This window comes from Fontivita pretiosa (assembly GCF_050410795.1).
Lineage (GTDB): Bacteria > Planctomycetota > Phycisphaerae > Tepidisphaerales > Tepidisphaeraceae > Fontivita > Fontivita pretiosa.
In genome coordinates, this window is record NZ_CP191258.1 from 2,345,960 (window position 1) to 2,369,685 (window position 23,726).

Genomic DNA, 23,726 nt, shown 5'->3' on the forward strand with positions numbered 1-23,726 from the left:
AATGCCGCGCCGTTTTTCCCGCAATGCGCCTTGCGCCTCGCCCCCGGGCTGGTTACACTCTGTGCTTCGAGCAGGAGGCAACCACTCCCATGACGGATCCATCCAATCTCCCCGTTAATATGGACCCTCTCCTCCGCCGCCTGGCCCAACTGCCACGCATGTCGGGCAAGACCTGGCAGGGCGCGATGATCACGATGACGGCCGACTTGCCCGACGACGCCGACCCCACGCAGCGCGAACTGGCCGAAGCACTGCGCTCACAAGTCTGCGGGCTTGCGATGTGGGTGGATCCGGAATCGATGGCGTGTGCGTTCAGCGAACCCCGCGTTGGCGATCAGCTCGACTTTCAGGCGTTGATGGAGACCTTTGTTCAGCTCGCCACAGACCCTCAGCACGGCGGCTATCTTCCCGGATGCGTTCAGGTCAAGTCTGAGTCCGCCGCGGCGGCGATTCGCCCGCTGCTGGATCGGCTGCATATTCCAGTAGCGATTATGGAGGAACTGTCGGCGATCGATCAGATGATCCAAACCGTCTCGCAGGCGGTACGCAGCGGCATTGCCCCGACGGGGCTGCGACAGATGCCGGGCATGACGCCGCAGATCCTTCGCGATTTCGCCGACGCCTGCGCACAGTTCTTCGACGCCGAACCATGGAAGCACTTCCGCGGGCAACAACTGATCGAAATCATCTCTCCAAAGGTCGATCGATCGCTGCGGCTGGTGCAGATCCTGGGGCAGGCCGAGCAGGAGTTCGGCGCATCGTTTTTCCGCAACGTGCGCGACTTCAAACGCCTGTACGAGAGCGACGAACCGATGCAGAGCCTGGCCAAGACCCCGCTGTGCGGCATCACAGCCGTCGAGGCCAGTCTGCTGCCCGCCGACGACCTTGCCGCGTGGCGGGAGCTGGGCCTGCCAACGGTCATGCGCGGGCAGTATCCCCTGCCCATGATCTTCCGTCACGACGGCTTCTTCCGCCCCGACGCAGCGATCCTGGTGCACATGGAAGGGATCTTGCGCGCGATCGCCCGGGCGATCAGGGAACGAGCGTTCGGTACCGGCACAGATCGGTGGCGAGGGCGGGTTCCCACCGCTGGCGGCGAGCAGAAGTTCTCCCTGCGGCTGCTGTACCCCTTCGCCGAGAATGACTTGTTCGGCTTGGTGCAGGAGCTGTTCGGCATGCTTGATTCCGCCGCGGAGCAGCAAACGGATCTGTCCGACGAGCTTGAAGATGACGACGAACAGGCCCCCGAGCGGAGTCGCCGCTCGTCGGCGCAAATCGCCTCAGACACAACCCTGACGCCAAGCCAGCGCGCCAACATGCTGGCGGAACAGGCCTGGGAAGCTGGCCCGCCCGCGGCGATCGAGCTGGCCCAACAGGCGCTGAAGCTCGATCCGAACTGTAGCGAAGCGTATCTGGTTCTGGGCAGCGCCGCCGACACCAACGGCGAGGCAATCGCGCACTTCCGCCGCGCCGTCGCCGCCGCCGAGCAAACCCTCGGACAGGATTTCTTTCAGCAGCATACCGGAGACTTCTGGGGACTGATTCAGACCCGGCCGTACATGCGGGCGATGCACTGCCTGGCCGAAGAGCTGCGCGACGACGGGCAGTTTGACGAGGCGATCAGCGTGTATCAGCGGATGCTCGAGTTGAACCCCGACGACAACCAGGGCATCCGCGATTCGCTGGCGAGCCTGCTGCTGCGTCTGGAGCGACACGAGGAATTGCGAAAGCTGCTGGACCGCTATCCTGAGGACTGCTCCCTCGTGCACTGCTATTCCGAGGCGCTGCTGCTTTTCCGCCAGCAGGGCGCCAGCGACGCCTCCCGCAACGCCCTGCGACAGGCCATCAGGTACAACCCGTACCTGCCCGAATTCCTGCTCGGCAAGCGACGACCGCCCCGCTACGTGCCTGAGTTTTACAGTCCCGGCGACGACAATGAAGCGCGCACGTTCGCGGGGGACCTGGTTCCGTGCTGGCGGGCGACTCCCGGCGCCGTCGAGTGGCTCAAAGCCCAGCTCCCGGGCAAACGGCCCGGCTCATCCAGGCGCAACGGGTCGGGCAAGGCCGCCGGCTCATCCCGGCCCAAACCAAAAGAGTAACACCGCCATCACCGGGCGGTCGGGGCTTTTCAGTTCAACCCATTCACAGACCATGAGACCGCACAGACTGTTGAGCAACTACAAGATCGGATCAGGATCAGCAAGCGGATTATTCACCAGGCTGTCGGCGACGATCGGCGTGTTTTTGCTCGTCGTGGCGGGCTTGGCGCAGGCAGCGGAGATTTACGTTGCGCCCGAGGGAGACGACCGTGCGGCGGGCACGCCCGAGGCGCCGCTGGCCAGCCCCGCCGCTGCCTTCGCCCGCGCCGCGCCCGGCGATGTCATCCGTCTGCTGCCCGGAACCTACCGCCTCAGCGACACCCTCCGCGCCGCTCGCGACGGAACCGAACACAGCCCCATACGCGTCGAGCCGGCCGATCCCGATTCCCGGCCCGTCCTGGACTTTTCCGCCCAGCCCACCGACAGCAAGTCGCGTGGAATCGAGCTGCCCCGCGACTGGTGGCAGATCGTCGGGCTGGAAGTTGTCGGTGCCGGTGATAACGGGATCAACATCACCGGCGGGCACAATATGGTTCAGCGATGCGTCGTGCACCAGTGCCGCGACAGCGGCATCCAGCTCGGCAGCGGCGCCAACCATAATCTCGTGAGCGATTGCGACTCGTTCCGAAACGCTGACCCCCACAACCGTGGCGAAAACGCCGACGGCTTCGCCGCAAAAGGCAGGATCGGACCCGGCAACGTCTTTCGCAACTGCCGGGCATGGGAAAACTGCGACGACGGCTGGGATCTGTGGGAAGCGCCGGTGCCAGTGCGGATCGAGAACTGCCTGGCCTTTCGCAACGGGATCAACCTCTGGTCAATTCCCAACTTTGCCGGCGACGGCAACGGCTTCAAGCTGGGGGGCAATCACGTGCCCGCGGCGCACGTGGTGGTGCGATGTGTGGCGATCGATCATCCCCATCGCGGATTCGATCAGAACAACAACGCCGCCGGATTGACCATCGAGGACTGCCTGGCCATTCGCTGCGAGTACGGCTTTTATCTGCCCGCCGCGCCCAGACAGGGGCCGGGGCATGTGCTGCGGCGGAACATCGCGCTGGACTGCCCGGTGAAGATCGCCGATGGCTCGCACCAGGTGCAGAACCGCTGGATGGGCGAGCAGAGCAAGTAACCGCGGCACAGGCGAAAAGGCGCGTGGCAAGATCAATCCAGATCGTCGGGGATCGTGTCCAGATCGCGATACGTTCGGGGGCGCCGCGGCGGCTCGGGGGCCACCGGCTCGTCCGTATGCACCAGATGCCGGTCGGTCGATCCGGTACGCACGACCTGCGGAGGCGCGGTCGGGGGCGTGGTCGAGTCATTCGGGGACTTTGCCGGCTGCTCATTGTTGCGAGGCGGGATCCGCTGCGGCGTGGCGCGCCCGCCGACCGACGACGGCTCATCGCCCGCTTCCGGTTCCCGCGGCTGCGACCGCGGCCCGTCCGCGGCAGGTGCATCGATCCCGCCGGAAGTCTGCGCAGCAGAGGCCTGGCTGCCAGCCTCGGGCTGGGACTGGCCATTGGCCTGCGATTCGGCGGCGGCGCGTTCGCGGCGCCGGCGGTGGCGACGCCCGCCGCGCCGACGACGGCGCCGCCGCGGCTGCTCGCCTTCCTGTGCCCCCGTGCTCGAATCCTCAGGCGGATACTTCTCGTTGCCCGGCTCGGGCGCGTCGTCCGGGTCCATCGCCGGCTCCGCTGATGCCTCCACCAGCGGCTCATCCGACGACTGTGGCGATTGCCGCATTCCGGCCGACTCGACCTCGACTGCTGCATCGTCCTGCCCGGCGGGGGATTCTTCGGCGCTCATCGCCGGCTGAGCACCGCCGTTGCCGCCATTGCCATTGCGTCCCCGCCCGCGGCGACCGCGACGTCGACGACGCCGACGACGACCGCCGCCCTCGCCAAACTCAGGCTCATCCTCCACCGCGGATGGCGCCTCCCCGATCGGCTCGACGGCATCGTCCAGCTCGACCACATGCTGCTCCGGTGGCGGGGGCAGGTCCCTTTCCGAGCTTTCCGTCGGTGCTGAAGCCAGGGCCGGGGCCGGACCAGAAACGGCGGCGGCGGCACGCACCTCCTCACGCTCCTCGACGGCGTCGGCGGCGCTTTCCAGCTCGTCCTGATCCTCCAGCTCGGCGCGGTATCGTTCGGCTTCGGCGGCGGCCTGGTCCGAATCCCGGCGCTGGGGCTGCGCTGTCGCCGCAGTCTCCGATCGCCGCAGCGACTGCGATCCGCCACGACGCTGGTCGCGCCCCGATCCGCCACGACGATCCTCCCGACGCCCCGCTGGCGCAGGCAAAGCTCCGGCGGATCGCACCACCGTCGGCGCGTACTGATCGTGCGGGCTCATCCCCAGCGATTCCAGGTACACCAGCCCCTCGCGGCTGTCGAACAACTGAAGCCGCAGCTCGTCCAGACCAAGCTGCGCATCGTGATGAACGATGATCCGCTTGCCGGTCTGTTGCTCCATGTTGGCCAACTGCGCCCGCTTGCGGTTCAGCAGGTAAAACGCCACATCCGGGCACACGCTCAGCTCCACGCGCACCACCCGCTGGTCGTGAACCGCGATCGCCAGCTTCCGCATCACGTCCAGGCTCATGCTCTCAGGGGTCTTGACCAGCCCCGAGCCTTTGCAGTGCGGGCAGTCGAAGTAGATCGAGCGCTTCAGGCTCGGGCGCATGCGCTGGCGGGTCATTTCGATGATGCCGAACTGGCTCATCCGCAGGACCTTGGTCTTGGCGCGATCCTTCTTGAGGTTTTCGTGCAGCCTTTTTTCCAGCTCGCGGCGGTGCCGTTCGTACCGCAGGTCGATGAAGTCGCAGATGATCACCCCGCCCAGGTCACGCAGACGAAGCTGCCGCGGGATCTCGTCGGCGGCCTCCAGGTCGGTCTTGAAGGCGGTCATCTCCGCGTCGGCATGGTCGCGGAACTTGCCGCTGTTGACGTCGATGGCGACGATCGCCTCGGTGGAATCGATCACCAGCGACCCGCCGCTGGGCAGCGGCACGTGCCGGCTGTACATCTTCTCGATCTCGTGCTCGATGCCGTATTTGTGAAACAGCGGAATCGGCTCCTCATACAGCTCCACCTTGTTTTTCGTCCGCGGCATCGCGATCTTGAAGAACTCCTTGATCCGCCTGGCCACGTCCCTGTTGTCCACCACGATCCGTTCGATGTCCGAGCTGTATACGTCGCGGACGGTGCGGGTGACCAGGTCGCCTTCGGTGTACAGCTCGACCGGGGCCGGCTGCTTCATCTTCTTCTGGATGTTCTCCCACAGCCGGGTGAGGTATTTCAGGTCGCGTTCGATTTCGGTCTTGGTTTTGCCCACGCCCGCGGTTCGGATGATGAAGCCGACGTCCTGGATCGGCTTGAGCTGATCCAGGATAGCGCGCAGGCGGCGGCGCTCCTCCTCGTCCTCGATCTTGCGGCTGATGCCGAACTTGCTCATCCCGGGCATCATCACCAGGATTCGCCCCGGGATGCTCAGGTAGGTGGTGAGGGTCGGGCCTTTGGTGCCGATGCCTTCCTTGATGATCTGGACGGTGATCTCATCGCCTCGGCGCAGGCAGCGCTGGATCGGCGGGCGGTCCCGCCGCGCCATTTTCCGTCCGACGGCCTCGGTCACGTCCCCCCCTTTCTTCCCGAAGTAGCTCGGCATCAGGTCGGAGATGTGCAGAAAGCCGTTGCGACCCAGCCCGAAATCGACGAACGCCGCCTGGATCGAAGGCTCGACATTGGTCACACGTCCCTTGTAGATGTTGCCGACATGAGACGTGGAGCTGGCCCGCTCCATGTACAGTTCTTCAAGTTTGCCGTCTTCCAGAAGAGCGATTCGGCATTCCTCGCCCTCCGAGACGTTGATCAACATTTCTTTTGCCATAGAAAACTGAGGAGGCAGGCAGGTCAAGAGACACCGGGGCACGATGGGAACGGAGCAGGGCCGCTCTACCTTCGTGCCTGCGTGATTTCGTGCCTGTGTGCCTTCAACTCCATCAAAATGCCTCTGGAATGATCTTGCGTGTTTCCTCTCGCAGGTAATGCATGACCTGCCGTTCGCTGTCGAAGCTCATGACCTTTCGCGCCACGTTGCGCGCATGTTCCATCGTCGTGGAACGAATGACCTTCTTGACCTCCGGAATGTCCGGGCCGTTCATGCTGAACGTGGTCAGTCCCAGCCCCAGGAGCAACAGAGTGTACAGCGGCTCGCCGGCCATTTCACCGCAGACGCTCACCCCGATGCCGTTGCGCGCCCCGGCGCGGATCACGTCGCGGATCAGCGTCAGCACCGCTGGATGCGCCGGACAGAACAGCCCCGCCACTCGCTCGTTGGTGCGATCCACCGCCAGCGTGTACTGGATCAGGTCGTTGGTCCCGATGGAAAAAAAGTTCACTTCCTTGGCGAAGCTGTTGGCCATGATGGCGGCGGAGGGCACCTCGATCATGATCCCGATGGGGATGTCGCGTCGATACGGCAACCCCTCGTCGTCCATCTCCTCCATCACGTCATTCAGTATCATTTTAGCCTGCCGAAGCTCCATCAGCGTGCTGATCATGGGGAACATGATCCGCACATCCCCGGTGACGCTGGCGCGCAGGATCGCGCGCAACTGCCGCTTGAACATCGGGATATCGTGCAGGCACATGCGGATCGAGCGATCCCCCAGAAACGGGTTGCGCTCCGGGGCCGGCGAACGCTCCTGCGTGTACTTGTCGGCGCCGAGATCCAGCGTGCGGATGACCAGCGGCCGGCCCCCCAGCCGCCGCGTGGCGTCGGTGTAGGCGGCGTAATGTTCCTCCTCCGACGGCTCGTGATCCGACGCCAGATACAGAAACTCCGTGCGATACAGCCCGATGCCCTCGGCGCCGCGGAGCAGCGCGTCGTCGATCTCCTCGGGAAACTCGATGTTCGCCAGCAGGCTGACGATATGCCCGTCCAGCGTCTGCGCCGGCAGGTCGCGCAGCATCGCCAGCTCGCTCTCCAGACGAAGCTGGGCACGCTCATACTCGCGATGCTGGGCGATCTGCTCCGGATCGGGATTGACGATGACCACCCCGCGCGTGCCGTCGATGATCACCGTGTCCCCCCCGCTGACTTCGGCGGTGATATTGCCCAGCCCCACCACCGCCGGAATCCCCAGCGCCCGGGCCACGATCGCCGTGTGACTGGTCCGCCCCCCCACATCCGTGGCAAACCCGCGAACGTGCGTCTTGTCCAGCGCCGCGGTCTGGCTGGGCAGCAGGTCGTGAGCGATCACCACCACGTCCTGCTCCAGATGCGTCAGGTCCGAGTGACGCTGCCCGATCAGGTTCCGCAGCAGGCTCCGCTCCAGATCGTAAATGTCCTTGACCCGCTCGGCGAAATGCGCAGGCATCTGCTGGAACATCGCCGCATAACGCCGCATCACCGTGCTGACGGCGTACTCGGCGGTCACCTGCTGCGTGCGGATCTCCTCGTTGACCTGGTTGCTCAGCGTCGGGTCCTTGAGCAGACCCATGTGAAAATCGAAGATCGCCCCCAGTTGCTTGCCGTATTTGGCCGTCAGCTCGTCGCGGAGTTTCTGGCGTTCGACGATGGTGGCGGCAACCGCCTTGCCGAAACGCTCGATCTCCTTGGGAACCTCTTCGGGCGCAACGCGACGCTTGGGGATGACCAGGTTCTCGGCGTCCAGCACGACCGCCGTGCTGATCACCACCCCGGGAGAAACGCCGATGCCCTTTTTGATCTCCATCGAAATCCAAGGATCAAGGCCGAAGGATGAAGGACGAAGATCAGGCCGAGAACCCCAGGCGCCGCGCAAAACTTCTGCCGGCCCGGCCGGCTGCTCTCATCCGTCCGACCTGGACTCATCCTTCATCCTTCATCCTTGATCCTTTCCTCTACTCTTCTCCAAACTTGTTCTCAAACAGCTCGGCCAGCTTCGCGACCGCCTGCTCCGCATCCTCGCCTTCGGCTTCGATGCGGATGGGCGTGCCCGGCATCGCCGCGAGGATAATCATCTGCATCACACTCTTGCCATCCGCCTCCGCGGGCTCCTCACCGCCCTTGTACACGGTGATCCGGCTGGAGAACTGGTTGGCCAGGTCCACGAACTGCATGGCCGGCCTGGCATGCAAACCCAGCTTGTTGCTTACCACAATCTCGCGCGAGGCTTTGGGCATGTGAAGCGAGGGCAGAAGGCGGCGGGCAGGGGGCAGAAGAAGCAGACTCGCCTACCGCCGCTTCTTCTGTTGTGCCCTCATCCCTCTGCCCTTCCTTTACTTTCCTTGGTCCGCCTCGTCGAGCAGGTCGCTGATCGCCTGTCGCGTGGTACTCTGCCGCAGAAATCGGCGGAACATGTCCTTCTGAAGGTTGGAAAAGATGATGTTCATCGCCTGAAGGTGCTGCTGCGGCTGGTTCTCCGGGCTCAGCAGCAGCACGATGCTGTAGACCGGCTGATGATCCAGGGCGGCAAAGTCGATCCCGCTGCTGCTGCGCCCGATCGTGCCGACCATCTTCCTGATCTTCGGGTGCTTCACGTGCGGAACCGCCACCCCCTTGCCGAACCCCGTCGAGCCGTTCTGCTCGCGCTTGACCAGCGCCGCCACCACCTCGTCAATCACCGACGCGGGCAACGCCCCGGCCTGCGACAGCGACTCCACCAGCTCACGGATCGCGCCATCCCGGTCGCTGGCCTTCAGCTCCGGCACGATCGCCTCAGTTACGATGAATTCCTTCAGCTTCATAAGTCTGCTCGTTTCAGTCGGTTTCCGGCATCGCGATGCGAATCTCGCGCTTGTCCTCCCCGGCAGGATGCTTGCGGTTGCGGAACTTCTCCTTGTGATCCGTCAGTTGCCTCTCCAGCTTGTCGATACATCCATCCACCCCCGCGTAGGCGTCGGCCCCCGTGTGCCGCGCGATGAACATGTTCCGATGCTCGGCATTGACGATCATCTCCACGAACATCGAGTCCTTCCCGGCATCGAAAATCACCTCGATCTCCTGAATCCGATCGTAATACTTGGTCAGCTTGGCGGCCTTCTGCTCGGCATACGCCTTCAACGGTGCGCTGACGTCCATGTGACGCGAAGAAACCACGACGATCACGATTGCTCCTTCCGGACCGATGCTCTGGTCCCGTTTGGGTTCCCGTGAGGTTCCATTCTCGCCCGCGCCCCGACGCGACGCCTTGACGCCCGGCTCTGGCCCGGCCCACGGCTGTTGAGGCCCACCTGCCGTCCATCACCCCGGTCATTCTACCGCAAAACCGTCCCCCGCCGAATCCCGCGCCAACCGCCCGCCGCCCTCATGCCGCCGGAGCGTTGGGCGACTGCGGCGCCGGCTGCTGCGACTCGCGCGACACCGGCGCCTCCCCGGAAATCTCCGCCTCGCATACCTGCTCGCGGGGCGGTCGCGACGACTGAAATGCGATCCGACGCCCTCCTACCTCGATCTCGCTGCCCGGCACAATCACCCCGCCGCTGACGAACAGCCGCATCGCCTCCTCCACCGTCAACGGCAGTTCCACCACCTCGTTGCGGGGCACCACCACCACATAGCCGCTGAACGCCGCCGGACTGTTCGGCAGAAACACCATCACCATTTCCTGACCGGTCGCCTGGTTCATCGCCCCAAGCCCTTCTCCGGTCACCAGTCCTATCGACCAGATCCCCCGTTCGTGTGGCTGAATCGCCACCACCCGGCTGGCGCGAAACTGCTGCGTCCGGTCGCTGAGCAGAAAGTCTGTGACCTGCTTCACCGCCGGATAGATCGCTCGAACGATCGGGATCTTCATCACCGCATTTTCCAGGATCTTCCAGAACGTTCGCCCGATCAGGTTGCCGACCAGCAGCCCCAGAATGTAGATCAGCACGATCGCCAGCAGCACACCCACCACCCGCGTGTGCAACTGCTCCTCTCCCCAAACCCGTCCGATGTGGCCGGCGCTGGTGGGCTGTACCAGCCCCGCGTTGACCAGCCCCAGCCACACCTGCTTGATCAACTGGATCAGGTACCATCCCACCGAATTCCACAGGAAGTTGAGGATGTACCAGATGATGGCGATGGTGATCAGCGTCGGCAGCAAAGCCGCCAGGCCGCGCATGAAAAACCGCTTGAAATCCTCGGTAAAGGTGACCCGCTGCGGCTCGGGCCTGCGGTTGGATTGCGATTGTTCGTCGCCGCGGAAACTCACCGGCTCACCAGCACCCCAATGTCAAAACGCGCCGCGGCCCCGGACACTCCCCGGGGCGCACAAGCCGTCGAAGCCGCGGCCCATGCGGGAAAAGACCACTGGATTCACCAACCCGTTCTAATACCCGCCCCGACCTCAAAGATCAACGCTGCCCCGACGCCGACAGCTTCAGCGCATCCGGCACATTCTAGGCCACGCGGCGCATTTGCGGCACACGCCAACCGTGCCCCTATTCGCAGGCCAGGGGCGTCCGAACGCTGGTCAGCGGCAGGTCGCAACCCCTGTGGCCGAGTTATGCGCTTGATGACGGCGTGGTCAAGCCATTCTGCCTGGCCTACGGCGTGCCGCCGGCGGTCGGTTGCGTCGTGCTTCCGGCGGGTTGCTCCTCCTGCGGTTGAGTGCTCGGCGGAGGAAGATCAGCCACCTCGATCACGCTGGCGGCCAGCTTGCGGACCAGCTCGTCGGCGTCGCCGTTCGCGACGGTGGCGGCCAGCTCCTTGCGCCTGGCCGGCTCGAGCATCTGGATCGCCGCCAGCCCCGTCACCCGGATCGGGAACTGCTCGTCGATGAGCATCTGCCGCAGGATCCCCTCGCGGACGGTTGCATCGGCAAGCTGGGCGGTGACGAACATCGCCGCCCCGCGAACCGCGGGCACGCGGTCCCCCGTGCTCTTGCGGATCACATCCGTGATTTCAGTGGCCGTGCCCTGGAGGCTGGGCTCGTTCTGCCCGCGCAGCGCCGCGGCGTATGTCCCCAGCAGCTCCAGCGTGCGAATGCGCTCCTCGGCGGTTCCCGAAAGCAGTTTGGCGATCTGCGCCTGCACATTCTGCGGACTCAGCGGCGCCGCGGTCCGCGTGACCACCTTCGCGAACTGCTGCCGCTGCCCGCACGGGCCGGGCGCGATACCGCCCTGCTGCGACAGCGGGTTGGTCACGATGCTGAAAAACAGCGGCAACTCCACCTGCGGGTTGCGCGTCATCAGCACCGCCAGCGGACCCTGATCGATCCGGAAACTCTGACTGATCGACTGTTTGGGCTTCAGCAGCACCTGCTGGCCCATCCGCTCGTAGGCCACTCCCGCAATGAACTGCTGGGCCAGACCCTTGATCTGAACATCCACCCACAGATCCGGGCGGATGGCGCCGTTCGGTCCGATCGTCAGGTCGTAGCTGCTGAGGTTGGTGATCGTGACGGTGGCGATCATCGGCTCGCCGTAGCTGTGCGCGACCTTGGCGGTCTCGGCCTTGAGGTTGTAGAAGCGGCTGGCCCTGGCCAGATCCAGCAGGTCCAGCCAGTCCTTGGGGAACTGGTCGAGCTCGGCGCGGAGCTGGGCGCCAACCGGGGAGATGGGCATCAGCCCGACGCGATCGCGCAGCGCCTCGATGAGCATCGCCCCCAGCAACCCCGAAGAATGCTCCATCAGCAGGTTGCGTGCGCCGACGGTGATGCTTTCCGCCGCCGCAGGATCACGCGACTCGATCTTCAGGATTCCCAGCCGCGCCAGCGGGTCGCGATCCGCCACCGCCGACAGCTTCACCTTCGCCTCATCCAACTTGCCCTCGATCAGGTAACCCCAGCCTTCCAGCCGGGCGATGGTGGCGCTGTCGGCCGGCAGGATCTGCCGCAGCGCCGTCAGATACGGCTGTGCGTCGGCGGGTTTCTGATTGAAGTAAATCTCCAGCCACGCCAGGTCCGCCAGCCCAGAGGCGTAAATCGATCCCAGCTCGCTGTTGGCGGTCTGCTGAATCTTCTTCACATCCGCTTCGATGTTTACGTCGGTGCTGGGCTGCGTGGTGGGCTGCACCGTCTCGCCGGCCAGCGCCTTGCCGGTCTGGCTCAGTCGCGTCAGCAGTGCGGCACGGACCTGCTCGGCGGCGGCGGAGATGGCCTCGGCGTTGCCCCCGCGCCGGGCGATCAGCAGCCCCAGAAACGCCGCGTCCGCGTTGGTCGCATCCCGCTGAAGCAGCTTCTGCACGAAATCCTCAGCCTGCTTGAGCTGGTCGGCGATCACCAGTTCGGCGGCGTAGGCGGTGAACTGCCCCAGGTCCGCCGGGATCGACATCCGCTGCGACAGGCCGAAGCCCAGGCCGAACCACTGAAGCGCCGGATCGACCAGCCCGCCGTCGGCCAGCACCCCGGCCAGCTCCGTCATCGCCCCTGGCTGCGCGGGGTTGCTGCGCAGCATCACCAGCAGGACTTTGGCGCGGTCCACCGGCGTGGCGTCGGGGGGCAGTTGCTGATACTGCATTTGCAGCGCCTCGGGGCTGAGCGGGTGCAGCTTCAGCGCCTCGGCCACAAGCTGGCGCGAGTGCTCGTAGGCCGAGCGTTCCGCCGCCACGCGCGCCGCCAGCACCGCCGCGTGTGCCCGGACCTGCGGCGAAAGCCGCTCGGTGCCGCGTATCTGCTCAAGGTACCTCATCCGCTGGTCGGCGGTCTGCATCTGGCTGGCGTGCAGGTCGATCAACTGGATTTGCGCCGGCACGTCGTCGGGGCACAGCGACAGGTATCGCCCCAGCGCCGCGATGGCGCCGGCGCGCCCATCGTCCCCGCCCAACTGCAAATACGCCTCGGTCAGCAGGTGCGGGAACCGCGGCTCGGTCGGCTTGAGCCGGCAGGCCGCCTCCAGCAACGCCGCGCTGTGTCGCAGCATCGCCGGCGCGATCGTCTTGCTCCCGCCCAGCGACATCTGCGCCATCTGCGCCAACCGCTCGGCCATCGCGCCATTGCCGGAGATCTCCTCCAGCGACGGCTTGGACGGCTCCGGCTGCTGCGCCGCCGCCACAGCGCCCATCGCCACTGCCATGCACACCAGACCAACCAGCCATCTGCGACGATCGATTCGCATGCGTTTCATCCTCAACCTCGACTGACCCATCCGAGCAGGATTGCCCCCAGCAGCGCCACGGTGCAGACGAATCCCGCGGCCAGACTGATCATTTCGCTGCCCCGCCCGCGGGGATAAAACAGTCCAACCAGGCAGCTCATGCCCAGCACCTGCGCCGCCGCCAGCGCCGCCACCGCCCCGCTTCGCACCGCCCAAAGCGCCATGGCCGGCTCGGCGGTGCCCCGGGCCAGCGCCGCTGCCGCGCCCCAGCACCACAGCCCCACCACCACCAGCGACACCGCCACCGTGGTCCCCATCATCATCGACAACTTCCACAGCATCCCGCAGACCTCCATGTCACTCCTCGCTTCGCCACAGTTCCCATAACATCGGCCGCTGGGCGCACAGCGCCTGCACATCCACCAGCAGCTCGACGCGACGCCGCAGCCACTGTGCCCAGTCGCCTCGCCCGCAACGCCTGGCCGCCAGCGCCAGCAACGCCTGCGCCTTCGCCGCCGGCATCGTCGGCAGCAACTCCGCCAGCTCCACGCGCTGCGGCAGGCCGCTCATCATCGCCTGCCACGCCCCGACCCGCGCCATGTAGTCCAACTGCACCCCCAGCAGGCTCAATGCCTCGCGCAGCGTCAGCCGCTGCTCGTACAGCTTCATCAGGTTCTGGTACGTTCCGTGCAGGTCGCCCAGCTCCAGCAGCGCCTCGGCCAGCATCAGCCGGCTGGATCGACCCATCTCACCTTGCTCGGCGGCCTTTTGCCGCAACACCGCGCGGCACAGCGCCGCCGATTCCTGCCAGCGGTTCTGCGCGTGCCGCAGCATCGCAAGCTGATGCAGGTTCATCAGCTTCACCATGCGCGAGATCGAAAAAGAGCGCACGCCCTGGGCGATCTGCTGTTCGGCGGCGTCGAACTGCCCGGCGGCGATCAGCGAGGACGAATCGGCCGCCAGACGCGAACTCCGCATGCTCCGGTACGTCAGCACGATCCAGACGGCACCGACGACAAACAGCAGCGCGGTGGCGGCGTTGCTGCCCGGACCCAGGATCGGCTGAAGCAGCACCGCCAGCACCGCCGTCGCCAGCAGCGTCCATTTCACGGCGGTTCCCAGCACCAGGTCGCGGCGGGTGCGGGTGATGGCATGTTCGGCGGAGATCATGCCGCCCCCCCTTGCAGCGGTCCCGGCGCCGTTGCCGCCCGGTACTTGTCCGCCAGCGTCGCCGTCTCCGGGTATCGACGATGCAGTTCCGCCGCAGGCTGAAGCAGCGTCGCCTTCTCGTAAGCCGCCGCCGCCTCGACGTCGCGCCCGAGCATGTCATACGCCCTGGCCACCAGCGCCCAGGCGTCGGCGACGCGATGCCCGAATTGTTCCCGCAGCGTCGGCAGCGTCTGGTTGAACAGCTCGATCGCCTCCGCCGGGTGTCCCGTCTTCACGTCGCGGTAGATTTCAATCAGTGCCAGCCCCGCCGACAGCGTTTGCGGATCCTGCGGTTCCTGCGGCTCGGTGCCGGCCAGCTCGGCGGCGGCCTCGTTGCGGGCGCGTCCGGCGCGGGTGACCTGCCGCCGAAGCTCGTTGATGGCCCGGTCGGCATCGAACAGATGATCCTCGCGAAGCATCGCCATCACCCGCGCCAGCCGCAGCCCGTGCGCCGTGCCTCCGTCCAGCGGAGTGGTCTCCAGCAGGTAGTTCTGCACCGCAATCGCGTCCTCAAAACGGTTGTACCGGGCCAGCACCGCCGTCAGGAAAATCAACGCCTGTGCCCGTCCCTGCGGCGTGCGCGTGGGGCGGGTGAGCATCTGCTGGAGCATGTCCGCCGCCTCCGGCCAGCGCCGCAGCCGGACCAGCTCCTCGATCGCCACAAGCTGAGCCTGTTCGGCGCGTGCCCGGCGGACCATCGTCATCGACAGCGCCACCAGTCCGGCCAGCAGCCCCATCATCGTCAGCGCCGACAGCGCGCTGACCGTCGCCGCCAACTGTCCGCCCCGGCTGCTCAGGTACGTGCTGAGCATCACCACCAGCAGGAACACGCCCAGCACCTGCCACAGCCGCAGCGGCGCCGGCCGCGGCAGGCTCTGTTCCAGCATCGCCGGAACATCCAGAAACGGCGATTCCGCTGTCTGTGTCGTCGGCTCCATCGCAACCCGACAGCCTATCCGAAACGGGCTATCCGTCCAATGCGCACACACCAGCGGGGTTTCAGCAGGCGTGCCCGGATTCCCCGATCGCAGCGGGACATGCCGGCCTGTGTCTCGGCGTCTCGCTTGTGTCACGGGCGCCCCCCGTGCTGAGTGGCATGGCGTCATGAAAACAGCCCGGAGAGCGGACTTTCGAACTCGATCGCACCCTGCATGGCCGGGACGGCCATGTCACAATTGGCTCGTCTGGGCTTTCATCGCACGCGCCTGCCAGTCTGAGCGAAAAGCGCAGGTGGTCCAAGCTGTGTATAAACGACAGGCGGGACGTACGTGATACGCAAAACCGCCGCCGGTATTCCGTGACGGGCTCGGCAGAGGATGCGGATCGTACCGAGCGAGGGTTTAACCTCGCTTTCGCTTGCGCGGAGGATCACCGGATCCTCACCCGGGTGCAAATCGCCAGGTTCGGCACCTCGTATCGCTCGATGACGCGCGTCCCCGGCAGCACGTTCGATACATCCGTCCCAAGCTGCCACGACACCAGCCACGCCGTTTCGCCCGGAAGCTGCGCCACGAGTTGCGGCGAGGCGGGCCTGGAAAGTCTCACGATCGTCCGAGGAAATTGTCGCGAGTAATGGGCCGAGCCCAGGTAAAGGATCTCATCAAACCACTCGGCCTGCGTGCCGTGATAGAAGACGATCGCCTCGCCGGGATGGACATGCTGGTCGATGATCTGTCCGAGCTTTCGCCAGTCGGGTTCTTCCGAGACGTACGCGTACTTCCAGCATGCCAGGGCGATCAGGACGATCAGAGCGGGCGTGGCGTGATGGAGCGGCCGCGGCAGGCGGGCGGCCAGCGCCGCGATCAGCCCCGCCACCGCCGGGGCGGCAAGAGAGACGTATCGGACAAACTGAAGCTGTCGCGTGCCCCGGAGCAGATCCAGACAAGCCACCCACCACAGCGTTCCGGCAAGCCACAGCATCCACAACTGTAGCCGCCGATCCTTGCCGAGCACAAACAGCGGCGCGACCAGCACCACCGCCCCAAGCCAGCCGATCGCCGACTCCTCGCCGGGATCGACGATGAACCGCAGCGGCCACTTCGCCAGGCGATCCAGCGTCAGCACGAGGTGATTCTCCGATCGTTCCACAAGCCACGGATCGGCGGTGGCCCCCACCAAGTCGCGCTGCCGCCAGAGAAACGGGCCCCAGATGATGAGATAGACGACGGCTGCGATGAAAAGACACGTGATGGCATAACGGAGCTTTGCGCCGCGGAGTCGAAGCAGCACCCAGACCCCCATGGCCGCCGCGGCGCCGATCGCGAAATAGTGCGTCAACATCATCCCGAGCACGCACAGGGCCATGCTCGCGGCAGCGACGAGCGACGCCCTTGCCCCGCGTTCCAGACCAAGCAGCGCGACGATCGCGCCCATGCCCAGTGCCGCCAGAAGCATGTATCCGCGCACTTGCTGCGCCAGCAGGACCTGCGTCGGCGCCGCCGCCAGGATCGACGCGGCCCAGAATGCCACGCCCAGCCCGAAACTCATCCGCAGCGCCACGAACAGCAGTGCGATCGCGACCAGCGAGCAGACGATGGAGAACGATCGGGCGGCGATGTCGCCTTCGCCAAACGCCTCCCGCCAGATCCGCAGCAGCGTGCAGTACAGCGGCGGGTGGACGACGAAGTCCATGTTGGTCCACACGCTGTACCATGGCGGCGCGCCCGCCAGCGACGTCACCGCCGGCGCATCGGGGATCACCACATCCTCCGGCAGGCGCACGTGCGGCGATCCCCGCCCCGTGGAAAGCTCCAGATGCCACTGTTCGTCGAAGCTGAGGCTGTCGAAGTCGATCCGGGCGATCCGCAGCGCCGCGCCGACAGCCAGAATGAGCAGCAGCAACGAAAGCTCGTGCTTCCAGCAACTTTGCCTGTGCTCAGGCACAGGGCAGCAGAGCGGAATCTTCTGCGAATTTGACGGGATCTCCGACATTGAACAGAACCCTCACCCTAGCCCTCTCCCGGAGTACCGGGAGAGGGGACACTGCGATGCTCTCCTGGAGTACCGGGAGAGGGGACACAGCGGCGCTCTCTCGCAGTACCGGAGCGGGGGCAGTGCGGTACTCTCCCACAGTACCGGGAGAGGGGATACAGCGGTACTCTCCCACAGTACCGGGAGAGGGGATACAGCGATGCTCTCCCACAGTACCGGAGCGGGGACGGCGGCGGTCTCCCGCAGTATGGGAAGCGGGCACAGCCTACTCTATCGCCCGTCGCAGAAGCTGCTTCCACCTGGGCACGTCGATTTGCCACACGACCGTCGTTCGCCGCCGCTGGCCGGGATCACCCCACGCGCCGCGGTTTCGCTCGTCGCCGCTGACGTTGAGCCGATCGACCACGGTCATTCCCCGGGTCAGCTCGCTGGCGGTCTCGACTTCGACGAGGTGATCGGACTTGTCAATCGCGATGGATGGATCCAGTGCCACCGCCATCGCCACCGGGTCCGGCAGCGCGATCCCGATCTCGCCGGTCTGTATGCGATAGGCCTGCATCGCCGTGCGGTTGCAGTCGATGCAGAATCGCGCCAGCTCCGTGCCCAGCGCACGGAACTGCTCGATCTCGTGCTCCCGCAGGACGGCCTGGCCGCGGCAGAGCTGCCAGCCGACCAGCTCGATCGGCAATCCGCTGCGGAGCACGATCCGCGCCGCCTCCGGGTCGCACCAGATGTTGTACTCGGCGGCGGGGGTGACGTTTCCCTCGCAGCACGGGTTGCCTCCCATCACGATGCAGCGGCTGACGCTCTGCACGATCGACGGCTCGCGTAAGATCGCCAGCGCCAGGTTCGTCAGCGGCCCCAGCGTGGCCAGCTCGATGCCCGGATTCGTGCGGATCGTGTCGATGATCGCATCGATGGCGTGCTGCGGCCGGGCCTGGATGCGCGGCGGCGGGTAGTTCATGTCGCCCAGTCCGTCGCGGCCGTGGAACCATTGGGCATGCGCCGGCTCGCGCAGCAGTGGTCGCGCGCAGCCGGCAAAGACCGGAACATCCGCCCCGCAAAGCTGCGCCGTGTACAGCGCGTTGGCAACCCCCTGCGGCAGCGGGACGTTGCCGCTGACGACGGTGATCGCGGCGACGCGCACCTGCGGGCATCGCAGCGCCATGATCAGCGCCACCGCATCGTCCGAGGCTGTGTCTGTATCGATCAGCAGTGTCCGGGGCATGGGCGGGATTCTACTGCATGTAGACCGCAACGCCTGAAGGATGGCCAGGATTGAAAACGGCACTTCCAAAAGGCCGGTTGCTTGATCCTCGCCGTCGCAACGGCAAAGATTGGACGATCGCCATGTCTGATCTGAACCGAAAAACCCGTCACGTGGCACTGATCGTCGAGGCGGTGGAAGCCCCCCGGCGGCAGATGCTCACCGGCGTGGCGCAATACATTCAGGAACACGAGCCCTGGGCGCTGTACCTCAAGCCGGCGCGGGTTCAGAAGTCGCTGGACAGTTGGCTGGAGCATTGGAAGGGCGACGGCATCATCGCCGCCATCGACGACCTCAACCGCCAGCTCCTTCTGGACAAGCGTCTGCCGATAGTGGACGTGGCCGGTCGGGTGCGCCAGCCGGGCATTCCGCTGGTTCATGCCAACGACCGCTCGATCGGGCGGATGGGGGCCGAGCATCTGCTGGAGCGCGGGTTCCGCCATTTTGGTTTCTGTGTGTTTCCCGGATTCTTCTGGTCGGAAGATCGTCGCGACGGCTTCGTGCAGGCGGTGCGCGAGCGCGGGTTCGACTGCCAGGTGTTCAGCGTCGAGCCGCTGCCGGAAGCCGGCGGACCCCAGAGCTGGGAGCAGCAGCAGCAGGCGATGGTGCAGTTCATCAACTCGCTGCCGCGACCGGCGGGAGTGATGACCAGCACCGACCTTCAGGGCCAGCAGTTCCTGGAGGCCTGCCTGCGGGCGCGCGTGCGCGTGCCGGAGGAGATCGCGGTCCTGGGCGCCGACAACGACGAGCCGATCTGCCGCATCACTTCCCCGCCGCTTTCCAGCGTCATCATCAACGACCACCAGCGCGGCTACGAGTCCGCGGCGCTGCTGGACCGGCTCATGTCCGGACAACCCCCGCCCGAAGAGCCGATCTACATCGAGCCGGCGGGCGTGTACGCGCGGGCCTCGACCGACATCCTGGCCATCGAAGACCAGATCGTGGTCACGGCGCTTCGATACATCCGTGACAATGCCTGCGAAGGGATCAACGTCCGCGACGTCGTCCGTCAGGTTCCCGTGTCGCGCAGCGTGCTGGAGCGGCGATTCCGCAAGCTCCTGGGCAGCTCGATCAATGATGAGATCGTCCGCCAGCGGATCAACCGCGCCATCGAGCTGCTCAGCGGCACCAATCTGGAACTGAAGGCGATTGCGATGAAGGCCGGCTTTGGCAGCCAGGCGTACATGACGGCCGTCTTCCGCTCCAAGCTCGATGTCACACCCGGATCCTACCGCATGCCCGGCGCGCGCCGCGGACATCCCCAGGCCATGCCCGCCGCAACGCATGCCAACGCCCTGGCGGAGTGACCTGCGGCCGTGACCCGCGCCGTGCCACGGGCGTCTCGCCCGTGCTGAGTGGCAACCGCGGGTGGCCTGAGATGTGTATAAACGACACGCGTCCTGTCACGCGCTTTGTGCGCGGACTCTCGATACCTGAGGTGGGAAAGCACCCGGCACAGGCCTGACGCCTGTAAAGCGACGCGCGCCTCGGCACTACCTGCGTGCAGCATCGATGCCCGATGCGCTTTGGACCTGGACCTCGCCGGACGGCACATCCTGGGCAATCTTCAGCGCCTGCTCGGCGCCGCGGGTGTGGTTCATGCCCACCACGATCTCCCGCGTCTCGCCGCCGCTGACCCCCAGAAATACCGACTGTCCCCGCGGCGCCTTGCATCCATGGACGTAGGCGTCCTGCACATCATGCAGCGCGATCATCGGCGCATCGGCCTGCGGCGTGCGAGAGGTGGCATCGCTGATCGTCACGTCGGCACACTGATTGATGCGTATCGCCGCGCCGAGCTGATCGTTGATGTCGATGTTCCGCAGCGTCAGCTTGCGGACGAACTTGAACCACATCCCGGCACGGCACAGCTTCTCGATCTCCGGGGCCATGTCGCTGTCGCCGGCCTGCGTGTTCGTCGGATCGCACCAGATCGAGATGTTGTCGTAGCTGATGTCCTCGACCCACATTTCCGGAAGCCCCAGGACCCAGGCGGCGGAGTATTTGGCGTTGCGCGCGGAGATGTTGCTGAAACGCAGGCGGCGGAAGCGCGGCGTGGCTTCGGTAACCGGCTGCGGCGACTTGTCGGTCACCTTGCTCTGGCCCCAGGCGCCGCAGCCGTAGAACAGGTTGATCGCCAGCGGGCACAACACTCCGTCCATGACGATGTTGCTGACGCGGATGTCCTCCACGGCCGCCCCAGTGCTTCCGCCGCGGCCGCGACGCGACTTGATCCGGATCCCCCGGTCGGTGCCCACAAACGTGCAGTTGCTGATCGCCACGTTTCTCACCCCGCCGGTCATCTCGCTGCCGATCACCACCCCGCCGTGCCCGTGGATCATCGTGCAGTTGGTGATGGTGATGTTCTCGCACGGCCGGTATTGCCGGCGCGGTTCCTCCTCCGAACCGCTTTTGATGGTGATGCAGTCATCGCCGACGTCGATGTGGCAGTCGGAGATGTGCACGTTGCGGCAGGAGTCGGGGTTGATGCCGTCGGTGTTGGGAGAATCCGGGGGATTGCGCACGGTTACGCGCACGATGTTGACCGTGTCGCAGGCGACGGGGTTCAAAGTCCAGGCCGGCGAGTTGGTCAGCGTCACGTCCTCGACCAGGACGTTGCGACAGTCCACCAGGCGGATGAGCCGCGGGCGCATGATCCTGGCGGACTTTTCGAGCTGCCGCTGGAGCTTCCACCACATTTGCCCGCGCCCGTCGATGGTTCCCTTGCCGATGATCGCGACATTCTCCAGTCCCTCGCCGCAGATCAGCGCCGCGCGGGTGGTGGAGCCCGGTCCTTCCCATTTTGGGGTCCATTCGGGGAACGCCTCGACGTCCTCGGCGCCGAGGATGGTGGCGCCGGCCTCGAGCATGAGGGTGACGTTGCTTCGCAGCCACAGCGTGCCGGTGACGTATTTTCCTGAGGGGAAGTAGACCATCCCCCCGCCCGCGCCGCCCGCGGTATCGATGGCGCGCTGAAGCGCCTGCGTGCACAGCGTCTGACCATCCCCCACCGCGCCCAGTTCGTTGACCACGACAAGCATGAACAAGACCTCGGAAACGACAAACGGCTATCTGGTCGGATCCCATCCATCGGCGCCGCCGAGGATGTTGCTGACCGTGTGCGCCGCCGCTTCATCATCGGTCAGCTCGCGCGACCATGCAACCCGTCTGGATCGGTCCGCTCCCGGGCCGGTGTTTTTGTATTCGACATAACGGGCGGTCTTCTCGTTCTCGGGGTTTCGCCAGTTGTCCCAGCCTTCCGGGCGAATGTGGTCGCCAAGTTCACACTTTATGAACGCCACCGCGGCGTACGGTTTCCACGGCCGGCCCAGAAAGGCCTTCTCCCCCTCGCCCGTGAGCTTGCAGTTGATGAAGACGAAGCCGAAGGGGCGTTCCTGCGGAGTGCTGGCGGCGGTCACGTAGCCGCCATTCTTGCTGTGGATGTGGCAGTTTTCGAAGACCGCCACCGCCCGCCCGAAGATGAAATCGACCCGACCCTCGATGTAGCAGTCCTTGAAATACGTGCGATGGCCATTGGGATACAGCGTATCCTGCCCGCCGAGGAACCGGCAGTTGCGGAAGATGATCCGATCGCCGTTGGTTTTGACCGCCACCGCCTGCGCGATGTGCCCGGAGGGGTTCTCGAAGGTGACATTTTCGGCGGTGAAGTCGTCGGCGTTGATCAGGGTGCTGGTGCTTCCGGTCGTGCCGACCGGCTGCGTCGATGGCGGCAGGATGCTTTTGGCGTGAAGATCGTAAGTGATCAGGACCGCCGAGGGGTCCTGGCCTTCTCCGCGGATGGTGATGAAGCGCTTGCCTTTGGGCACGACGATCCGCTGCTTGTAGGTGCCCGGTTTGATCCGGATGAGCACGGGCGAATCGTTTGGATCCGGCACGGCGTCGATGGCCGCCTGGAGCGTGTTGAACTGCCCGCTGCCGTCGGCGGCGACGACAAGCGTTCGCTGCTCAGCCCGCGCGGTTGCCGCCAGCAGCCACAGGCAAACCAAAGCGCATGACACCTGATGCACAATTCTCATGAAATGATGACTCCAGACTCGAGCGACTGGCCCGGGCAGCGCACTGCCTACCGGCCGGCGCCTTCGGCGTGGGATGGATACTGAAGCTTCCACTTCTCGTAGCGTTCCAGGACCGGCTTGCCCCAGGGGCGAAGCCACGCGTAGCCGGCGCGACGCTCAGGCTCGATTTCGTTCATCGAATACTTCTTCACGCCGTCGCGGCCGCAGAAGAACGGACGATTGGTCTCGATCTCATAGAACCGCGCCCAAAGCGGCTCGGCATTGGGGTCTTCCACGGCGATGACATCGAAGCCTTTGGGCAGGGTGGGATCGGGCGTGCGCTGAAGGCGCAGGCCAAGGATCTTGGAGCGCTGGAGCCACGCCGCCGCCGCGTGAACCGCCCGCTGCACCTGCGGGCTGGGGTTTTCGATGTCCATCAGGAGCATGGTCAGCCCGGCGGTTTCGTCGGCGGCGATGGAGGGAAGCTCATACGATCGCGCCTTGTCGGGCAGCAGCGTGTCCGGTGTGTACTGCTGGCACCAGCCGGTGAGCTGCCCATTGACCACGATCTGAGTCTTGAGCACGCACTCCAGACCTTTTTCGAACGCGCGTTTGGCCTTGGCGCGGCGATCGGGATCGACGAAGGCAAAGGTCTTGTCCTTGCCGTCGGCGATGTCCTTGAGCAGCCGCATGACGTTGGTCATCGCGTTGTCGTTGAAGGTGATGTCACGCCCGTAGTCGTTGGGCGGCGGGTAGCGTTGCGGCCAGCCGCCGTTGGGGTATTGCGCGGTGAACAGGAAATCCAGCCCGCGGTTGAACGATTCGAGCACCTCGGGGCGATGCGTGAGGTTGTACGCCCGCGCCAGCACCCGCAGCTCGGTGTAGGTAAAGCCGTTGTCGATGGTTCCCTCGCCGTCCCACTTGGCCGGGATGTTGTAGGGCAGCGACGCTGGCGGCGCCGACGAGGGCGCGTTCTGGTATCCCTTCTCCCAGCCGCCGTTGGCAAGCTGTTTGGAGATGATGAAGTCGATGGCGCGGATCCCCTGCTCGGTGGTGAACCACTCGTCCGGTTTCTTCTGGATTTCCGCGGCCGAGGAATGCACCGCCACGACCGGCTGCGTCTGCCCCATCGTGAGCGATGTGCCAAGTACGATCAGCGTCAAAACAACCACGGATCGTCGAACGAGTTGCTGTTTCCATTTCATGA

General features: G+C 65.4%; 18 protein-coding genes. 3 read left to right on the forward strand and 15 right to left on the reverse strand.

All coding sequences use genetic code 11. From position 1 onward, the window contains the following. Positions 1-119 precede the first annotated feature (119 nt). Both ACQS5P_RS09590 and ACQS5P_RS09595 read left to right on the forward strand, forming a co-directional pair. Positions 120-2,099, forward strand: a complete 1,980-nt coding sequence (locus tag ACQS5P_RS09590) for a tetratricopeptide repeat protein (protein ID WP_428940666.1) — start codon at positions 120-122, stop codon at positions 2,097-2,099. A 52-nt stretch (positions 2,100-2,151) separates the two neighbouring features. Further along, positions 2,152-3,231 carry a right-handed parallel beta-helix repeat-containing protein gene (locus ACQS5P_RS09595; protein WP_428940667.1) on the forward strand — a complete coding sequence of 360 codons (1,080 nt, stop codon included), beginning with the start codon at positions 2,152-2,154 and terminating at the stop codon, positions 3,229-3,231. 32 nt (positions 3,232-3,263) lie between these two features. On the opposite strand, the gene ACQS5P_RS09600 is transcribed toward ACQS5P_RS09595, so the two are convergent. The 12 genes from ACQS5P_RS09600 to ACQS5P_RS09655 all read right to left on the reverse strand — a co-directional run bounded on the left by ACQS5P_RS09600 (position 3,264) and on the right by ACQS5P_RS09655 (position 18,464). After that, complete coding sequence (locus ACQS5P_RS09600) at positions 3,264-5,969, reverse strand: Rne/Rng family ribonuclease (protein ID WP_428940668.1); 2,706 nt, start codon at positions 5,967-5,969, stop codon at positions 3,264-3,266. A gap of 124 nt (positions 5,970-6,093) precedes the next feature. Further along, on the reverse strand, positions 6,094-7,830 hold the full coding sequence (gene ptsP / locus ACQS5P_RS09605; protein WP_428940669.1) for a phosphoenolpyruvate--protein phosphotransferase: 1,737 nt from the start codon (positions 7,828-7,830) through the stop codon (positions 6,094-6,096). A 148-nt stretch (positions 7,831-7,978) separates the two neighbouring features. Beyond that, positions 7,979-8,260 (reverse strand): HPr family phosphocarrier protein, encoded by a 282-nt coding sequence (locus ACQS5P_RS09610; RefSeq protein WP_428940670.1) that lies wholly within the window; start codon positions 8,258-8,260, stop codon positions 7,979-7,981. Positions 8,261-8,356: 96 nt separating this feature from the next. Then, a complete protein-coding gene (locus ACQS5P_RS09615; protein ID WP_428940671.1) occupies positions 8,357-8,824 on the reverse strand; it encodes a PTS sugar transporter subunit IIA in 468 nt (155 codons plus the stop codon). A gap of 13 nt (positions 8,825-8,837) precedes the next feature. After that, complete coding sequence (gene hpf, locus ACQS5P_RS09620; RefSeq protein WP_428940672.1) at positions 8,838-9,185, reverse strand: ribosome hibernation-promoting factor, HPF/YfiA family; 348 nt, start codon at positions 9,183-9,185, stop codon at positions 8,838-8,840. Positions 9,186-9,384: 199 nt separating this feature from the next. Beyond that, complete coding sequence (locus ACQS5P_RS09625) at positions 9,385-10,272, reverse strand: DUF502 domain-containing protein (protein WP_428940673.1); 888 nt, start codon at positions 10,270-10,272, stop codon at positions 9,385-9,387. A gap of 334 nt (positions 10,273-10,606) precedes the next feature. Continuing rightward, positions 10,607-13,117, reverse strand: coding sequence for a tetratricopeptide repeat protein (locus tag ACQS5P_RS09630; RefSeq protein ID WP_428940674.1), 2,511 nt, complete (start codon positions 13,115-13,117; stop codon positions 10,607-10,609). An 11-nt stretch (positions 13,118-13,128) separates the two neighbouring features. Continuing rightward, positions 13,129-13,437 carry a hypothetical protein gene (locus ACQS5P_RS09635; protein ID WP_428940675.1) on the reverse strand — a complete coding sequence of 103 codons (309 nt, stop codon included), beginning with the start codon at positions 13,435-13,437 and terminating at the stop codon, positions 13,129-13,131. Positions 13,438-13,453: 16 nt separating this feature from the next. Further along, entirely contained in the window at positions 13,454-14,266 is an 813-nt protein-coding gene (locus ACQS5P_RS09640; RefSeq protein ID WP_428940676.1) for a hypothetical protein, read from the reverse strand. Beyond that, complete coding sequence (locus tag ACQS5P_RS09645; protein WP_428940677.1) at positions 14,263-15,243, reverse strand: tetratricopeptide repeat protein; 981 nt, start codon at positions 15,241-15,243, stop codon at positions 14,263-14,265. The genes ACQS5P_RS09640 and ACQS5P_RS09645 overlap by 4 nt, the downstream gene beginning before the upstream one ends. 430 nt (positions 15,244-15,673) lie before the next feature. Continuing rightward, positions 15,674-17,146, reverse strand: coding sequence for a glycosyltransferase family 39 protein (locus tag ACQS5P_RS09650; protein WP_428940678.1), 1,473 nt, complete (start codon positions 17,144-17,146; stop codon positions 15,674-15,676). A gap of 355 nt (positions 17,147-17,501) precedes the next feature. Next, positions 17,502-18,464 (reverse strand): nucleoside hydrolase, encoded by a 963-nt coding sequence (locus tag ACQS5P_RS09655; protein ID WP_428940679.1) that lies wholly within the window; start codon positions 18,462-18,464, stop codon positions 17,502-17,504. A 122-nt stretch (positions 18,465-18,586) separates the two neighbouring features. On the opposite strand from ACQS5P_RS09655, the gene ACQS5P_RS09660 reads away from it, so the two are divergent. Continuing rightward, positions 18,587-19,810, forward strand: coding sequence for a XylR family transcriptional regulator (locus ACQS5P_RS09660; RefSeq protein WP_428940680.1), 1,224 nt, complete (start codon positions 18,587-18,589; stop codon positions 19,808-19,810). A gap of 186 nt (positions 19,811-19,996) precedes the next feature. Here ACQS5P_RS09660 and ACQS5P_RS09665 read toward each other — a convergent pair whose 3' ends face one another. From ACQS5P_RS09665 to pelA, 3 genes are read right to left on the reverse strand one after another with little or no spacing between them, the layout of a single operon-like run. Further along, entirely contained in the window at positions 19,997-21,544 is a 1,548-nt protein-coding gene (locus ACQS5P_RS09665) for a glycoside hydrolase family 28 protein (protein WP_428940681.1), read from the reverse strand. Positions 21,545-21,571: 27 nt separating this feature from the next. Next, positions 21,572-22,540, reverse strand: a complete 969-nt coding sequence (locus tag ACQS5P_RS09670) for a pectinesterase family protein (protein ID WP_428940682.1) — start codon at positions 22,538-22,540, stop codon at positions 21,572-21,574. A gap of 47 nt (positions 22,541-22,587) precedes the next feature. Further along, the gene (gene pelA, locus ACQS5P_RS09675; protein WP_428940683.1) at positions 22,588-23,724 is read right to left on the reverse strand and encodes a pectate lyase; all 1,137 of its coding nucleotides are present in this window, start codon (positions 23,722-23,724) and stop codon (positions 22,588-22,590) included. Positions 23,725-23,726: the final 2 nt, after the last annotated feature.

Excerpts from the sequence above, each read along its gene's own strand:
- ACQS5P_RS09655 (WP_428940679.1), bottom strand. The coding sequence starts at position 18,464 with ATGCCCCGGACACTGCTGATCGATACAGACACAGCCTCGGACGATGCG.
- ACQS5P_RS09590 (WP_428940666.1), top strand. The coding sequence starts at position 120 with ATGGACCCTCTCCTCCGCCGCCTGGCCCAACTGCCACGCATGTCGGGC.
- ACQS5P_RS09645 (WP_428940677.1), bottom strand. The coding sequence starts at position 15,243 with ATGGAGCCGACGACACAGACAGCGGAATCGCCGTTTCTGGATGTTCCG.
- ACQS5P_RS09600 (WP_428940668.1), bottom strand. The coding sequence starts at position 5,969 with ATGTTGATCAACGTCTCGGAGGGCGAGGAATGCCGAATCGCTCTTCTG.
- ptsP (WP_428940669.1), bottom strand. The coding sequence starts at position 7,830 with ATGGAGATCAAAAAGGGCATCGGCGTTTCTCCCGGGGTGGTGATCAGC.
- ACQS5P_RS09665 (WP_428940681.1), bottom strand. The coding sequence starts at position 21,544 with ATGCTTGTCGTGGTCAACGAACTGGGCGCGGTGGGGGATGGTCAGACG.
- pelA (WP_428940683.1), bottom strand. The coding sequence starts at position 23,724 with ATGAAATGGAAACAGCAACTCGTTCGACGATCCGTGGTTGTTTTGACG.
- ACQS5P_RS09595 (WP_428940667.1), top strand. The coding sequence starts at position 2,152 with ATGAGACCGCACAGACTGTTGAGCAACTACAAGATCGGATCAGGATCA.
- ACQS5P_RS09615 (WP_428940671.1), bottom strand. The coding sequence starts at position 8,824 with ATGAAGCTGAAGGAATTCATCGTAACTGAGGCGATCGTGCCGGAGCTG.
- ACQS5P_RS09635 (WP_428940675.1), bottom strand. The coding sequence starts at position 13,437 with ATGCTGTGGAAGTTGTCGATGATGATGGGGACCACGGTGGCGGTGTCG.
- ACQS5P_RS09660 (WP_428940680.1), top strand. The coding sequence starts at position 18,587 with ATGTCTGATCTGAACCGAAAAACCCGTCACGTGGCACTGATCGTCGAG.
- ACQS5P_RS09640 (WP_428940676.1), bottom strand. The coding sequence starts at position 14,266 with ATGATCTCCGCCGAACATGCCATCACCCGCACCCGCCGCGACCTGGTG.
- ACQS5P_RS09670 (WP_428940682.1), bottom strand. The coding sequence starts at position 22,540 with ATGAGAATTGTGCATCAGGTGTCATGCGCTTTGGTTTGCCTGTGGCTG.
- ACQS5P_RS09610 (WP_428940670.1), bottom strand. The coding sequence starts at position 8,260 with ATGCCCAAAGCCTCGCGCGAGATTGTGGTAAGCAACAAGCTGGGTTTG.
- ACQS5P_RS09630 (WP_428940674.1), bottom strand. The coding sequence starts at position 13,117 with ATGCGAATCGATCGTCGCAGATGGCTGGTTGGTCTGGTGTGCATGGCA.